Below are 4,449 nucleotides of genomic sequence, written 5' to 3'. Positions count from 1 at the left end.
ACGAGGCGACCGCCGCCGAAGCCGCCGCCGCGCTGCTGACCGAGGACACCGAGATCGGCTGGGCCGGCGGTGACGTGGTCGCCCGGTCGATCCGCCGGCTCGGCGCCATCACCCTGGTCGAACGCCGCCTCGACAACCCGGACCCCACGCTGGTGCGGGCCGCGTTGCTCGACGGGCTGCGGCACGAAGGACTCGGCCTGCTCACCTGGTCACGCACGGCGGCGGAGCTGCGGGAGCGGATGGCCTTCGCGCGGGCGGCGATCGGCGACCCGTGGCCGGCGGTGGACGACGAAGCGCTGATCGCGGCGGCCGAGGTGTGGCTCGGCCCCGACCTCACCCGGGCACGCCGGCGGGCCGACCTCGCCCGGGTCGACACGGCGACGGCACTGCGGCGTCTGCTGCCCTGGTCGGTCGCCGGACGACTCGACGAGATCGCGCCGGAACGGCTGCCCGTGCCCAGCGGATCGCGGGTGCGACTGAGCTATGCGGACCCGGCGGCGCCGGTGCTCGCGGTGAAGCTGCAGGAGACGTTCGGGTGGGCGCAGGCGCCGCGACTGGCCGACGGCCGGGTGCCCGTACTCCTGCACCTGCTCTCCCCCGCCGGACGACCGCTCGCCGTGACCGCCGACCTCGCATCCTTCTGGCAGAACGCCTATCCGCAGGTGCGGGCCGAGATGCGCGGCCGGTACCCCAAACACCCGTGGCCCGAGGACCCCACCTCGGCGACACCGACCCGCCGGACGAACCGGCGAGGTTGACACCTTCGATCCACCACAGCGTCACTCCTGCTTGGCATGCTCAACGGCATGCATATCAGTCGATCCCTTGGCCGCCGGCTGGTGACCGTCGTGGCCGTCGCGTCGGCGTTGCTCGGCGCCGGCGCCCCGGTCTCCGCGGCCGCCTCGCACGACCACCGCGTCCGCCCGCTCGCCCAGGCGCACGCACACAACGACTACGAGCACGAACGGCCGCTGCTGGACGCGCTCTCGCACGGGTTCACCAGCGTGGAGGCGGACGTCTATCTGGTCGGCGGCGAGCTGCTCGTCGCGCACGACCCCGAGGACGTCCAGCCCGGCCGTACCCTGCAAAGCCTCTATCTCGAACCGCTGGCACGGCGGGTGCGGGCCAACCACGGCACCGTCTACCGCGGCAGCCGGCAGCAGTTGCAACTGCTGATCGACATCAAGAACACCGGCGCCTTGACCTACACCGAGCTGCACCGGGTGCTGACGCGGTACCGGTGGCTGCTCACCACCTACGCGTTCGGGCGGGTGCGGCCCGGCGCGGTCACCGCGGTGATCAGCGGCGACCGGCCACGCGAGCTGATGGAGGGCCAGCGCGTGCGGTACGCCTTCTACGACGGCCGCCTAACCGACCTCGGCTCCGGAGCGCCCGCGTCGTTCATCCCGCTGATCAGCGACAACTGGACCAACGTCTTCACCTGGCAGGGATCGGGTCCGATGCCCGCGGCCGAGCGGAGCCGGCTGCGGCAGATCATCGCGACCGCGCACCGCGACGGGCAGCGGGTGCGCTTCTGGGCGACGCCGGACACGCCGGGCGCCGCCCGGGAAGCGGTCTGGACGGAGCTGCTGAACGCGGGCGTCGACCACATCAACACCGACGATTTGGCCGGCTTGGAGGCGTTCCTGCGATCGCACGCCGCACGCCGGGCGGCGTGACGCCTGTGGACAGCGCCGCGGAAATGTCGTAGGCGGGGCTTAACTTGAGGCCCACCCAGTGCCGGGGTGGGGGGTGGTGGCGGCCGTAGCGCAGGGCGACCCACCCCCTACCCGGGCGGGCCCGCGGCGGCGGGCCCGCGGCGGCACTGGCTGCCTGCGGCGAGCACCGGCGCGGCGAGCACCGGGCGCGGTGGCGCGGCGGGCCACAACCTCTCCGGCGTCCTAGGAGGCTAGGTGGACATCCCGGCCCGGGACGACGTCGCCGACGCCGGCGAGCCCGGCGGTCCCGTGAGCGGCACCGCCAGGCGCTGCGGCGGCACCGGCTGCCCGAACAGATAGCCCTGCCCGAGCGGGCACCCCAGGTCCGCCATCGCGTGCGCCCGCGCGGGCGTCTCGATCCCCTCGGCCACCACCGCCAGGCCCAGCTCGTTGCAGATCGCCAGCACCGACCGGCAGATCGCCCCGGCCCGCTCCGGCGTGAGGTCCACATCGGTCAGCGTCGCGTCCAGCTTCACGATGTCGACCGGCAGGGAGTGCAGTTGCGCCAGCGCGTTGTAGCCGCTGCCGAAGTCGTCCAGCGCCAGCCGCACCCCGTACGAGCGCAGCCGCGACGCCACCTCGACCGCCCTCGGCATGTCCGGGATGCGGCGCGTCTCGGTGATCTCCACGACCAGGCGCGACGGCCGGACCGCGTGCCGTTCCAGCGCCGACAGCACCGCGTCCTCGAGACCCTGCTGGCCCAGCCGCACCGCCGACACGTTCACGTGCACGTCGATCGGGCGGCCGTAGACGTTGGCCAGCCCGGCCGCGTCCGCGCACGCCCGGTCCAGCACGAAGTCGTCGATCGCCGCGACCAGGCCGGTGCGCTCGGCCACGGTGACGAAGACGTCCGGGTCGACCAGGCCGGCCACCGGGTCGGTCCACCGGGCCAGCGCCTCGACGGCGACCGTCGCGCCGTCGGCGAAGCGCACGATCGGCTGGTAGTACACCTCGAAGCCGGAGGCCGCCGGGTCGCCGGACAGCGCGCGGGCCAGCAGGTGCGGCAGGTCGGCGTGCGGACCGCCGTCGGCGCCGCCCGCGTACCGGACGATGGTGCCCTTGCCCCGGCGCTTGCCCGCATACATGGCGGCGTCCGCGCGGCGGAGCAGGATGTCCGCGGACAGGTCGGTGTCGCCGGGCTCGGGCACCACCACGCCGATGCTCGCGCCGACGCCGATGGTGTGACCGTCGAGCGTGAACGGCTCGCGCAGGGCGTGCAGCATCCGGTGACCGATCCGTTCGGCGTCGGCGGCCCGGTGCTCGAGCAGCACCGCGAACTCGTCGCCGCCGAGGCGGGCCACCAGATCGCCGGACGGCACGCAGCCCAGCAGCCGGTCGCCGATCGTGCGCAGCAGCCGGTCGCCCATCGCGTGGCCGAAGCTGTCGTTGATCAGCTTGAAGTCGTCGAGGTCGGCGAAGATCAGCGCGATCGGGCGGTGCCGGTCGCGGTGCGCCTCGAGCGCGGCGACCAGCCGTTCGCGGAAGAGCGCGCGGTTCGCCAGGCCGGTGAGCGGGTCGTGGTAGGCCTGATGGTGGAGCCGCTGCTGGCCCTCGGACACCCGCGACAGCAGGATCATGTTGTCGACGATCGTGAACATCTGCCGGGCCACGACGAGACCGAGACCGAACCATCCGAGGTACGCCTCGAGCGTCGTGAGCCGGCCGTCGGTGCCGTGCCGCAGCGCGATCACCACACCGGTCGCCACCACCGGGACGTACGGGAGCAGCAGGTGCAGCCAGTCCGCTTCGGCCCGGGCGTCGACCCGCTCTCCCGGCGGCGTCGGCGGGCACAGCGCGGCGAGCGCGATCAGCGCCGGCCCGAGCAGATAGCCGGCCGCGGTCACCGGCGTAAGCCCGGACGGCAGCGTCGCCAGCCGCAGCGCGTCGGTGACCATGAACGCGAGCAGCGCGAACGCGACCAGCCGCAACGGCCGACGCACGCTGGCCGGCGCCGGTCGCATGGTGAGCACCAGCACCGCCATCGTGGCGAGGATGAGGTCGGCCACCGGGTAGGCGACCGCGACGGCCACCACCAGCGGGTCCTCGCCGGCATGGGTGTAGACGTGCCGCGGCACGAGCGTCCAGAGCAGCGCGAGCACCGACCCGGCGATCAGGAAGCTGTCGATCACCAGCACGATGACGTCCCGCCGCCCGGCCATCGGCACCCGGCGTGGCAGAGCGTTGGCTGCGGTCAGCAGGCCCAGCAGGATGAAGGCGGGCAGGACCAGGAAGCCGACGTCCGAGGCGCCCGAGGCGTCCGGCGAGACCAGCCACCACACCCGCAGCAGCGAGAAGCCGATCAGCCCGGTGCCGAGGTGGAGGCGCCAGCGACGCCCGGAGCCGATCCGGCCGCGGCCGGTGTCGAAGCAGACCCACGCGCCGATCAGCCCGGCGAGGAGCTCCGCGGCGACCACGTACAGCCGTCGAATGTCACCGGCAGGAACGACGAACTCACCCACTGCGACGACAACGGCGATGACGGCAAGCGTTACGGGCACCCGCACCGTCAGCCGTGCCGTCGTCATCACCACCCGGGGAGAAGCCAGACCCGGGTTAAGGTACCGCAGGTCGCGTCAGTCGCCCTCGGTCAGATCGGCGATGATGATCGTGACGTTGTCCGGGCCGCCGGCCTCGAGCGCCAGCTCGAGCAGCCGCTCGCAGCATTCCTGCGGCGTGCCGTCGGTGAGGAGGACCTCCTCGATGCTCTCCGCCGTCACCACGGTGGTCAGCC

General features: G+C 73.3%; 3 protein-coding genes. 2 read left to right on the top strand and 1 reads right to left on the bottom strand.

The features are described from left to right. The coding region (locus AB0M20_RS29030; RefSeq protein ID WP_364303494.1) for an ATP-dependent helicase C-terminal domain-containing protein at window positions 1–758 on the top strand (758 nt) is incomplete at its 5' end. A gap of 48 nt (window positions 759–806) precedes the next feature. Continuing rightward, a complete protein-coding gene (locus AB0M20_RS29025) occupies window positions 807–1,679 on the top strand; it encodes a phosphatidylinositol-specific phospholipase C/glycerophosphodiester phosphodiesterase family protein (RefSeq protein ID WP_364303493.1) in 873 nt (290 codons plus the stop codon). A gap of 230 nt (window positions 1,680–1,909) precedes the next feature. Here the strand turns inward: AB0M20_RS29025 and AB0M20_RS29020 are convergent, their stop codons facing one another. After that, entirely contained in the window at window positions 1,910–4,243 is a 2,334-nt protein-coding gene (locus AB0M20_RS29020; RefSeq protein ID WP_364303492.1) for an EAL domain-containing protein, read from the bottom strand. Window positions 4,244–4,449 lie beyond the last annotated feature (206 nt).

The sequence above is a fragment of the Actinoplanes sp. NPDC051633 genome (assembly GCF_040681735.1).
Taxonomy (GTDB): Bacteria; Actinomycetota; Actinomycetes; order Mycobacteriales; family Micromonosporaceae; genus Actinoplanes.
The sequence above is the reverse complement of the archived record's forward strand: the minus strand, read 5'-3'. Positions and strand labels throughout refer to the sequence as shown.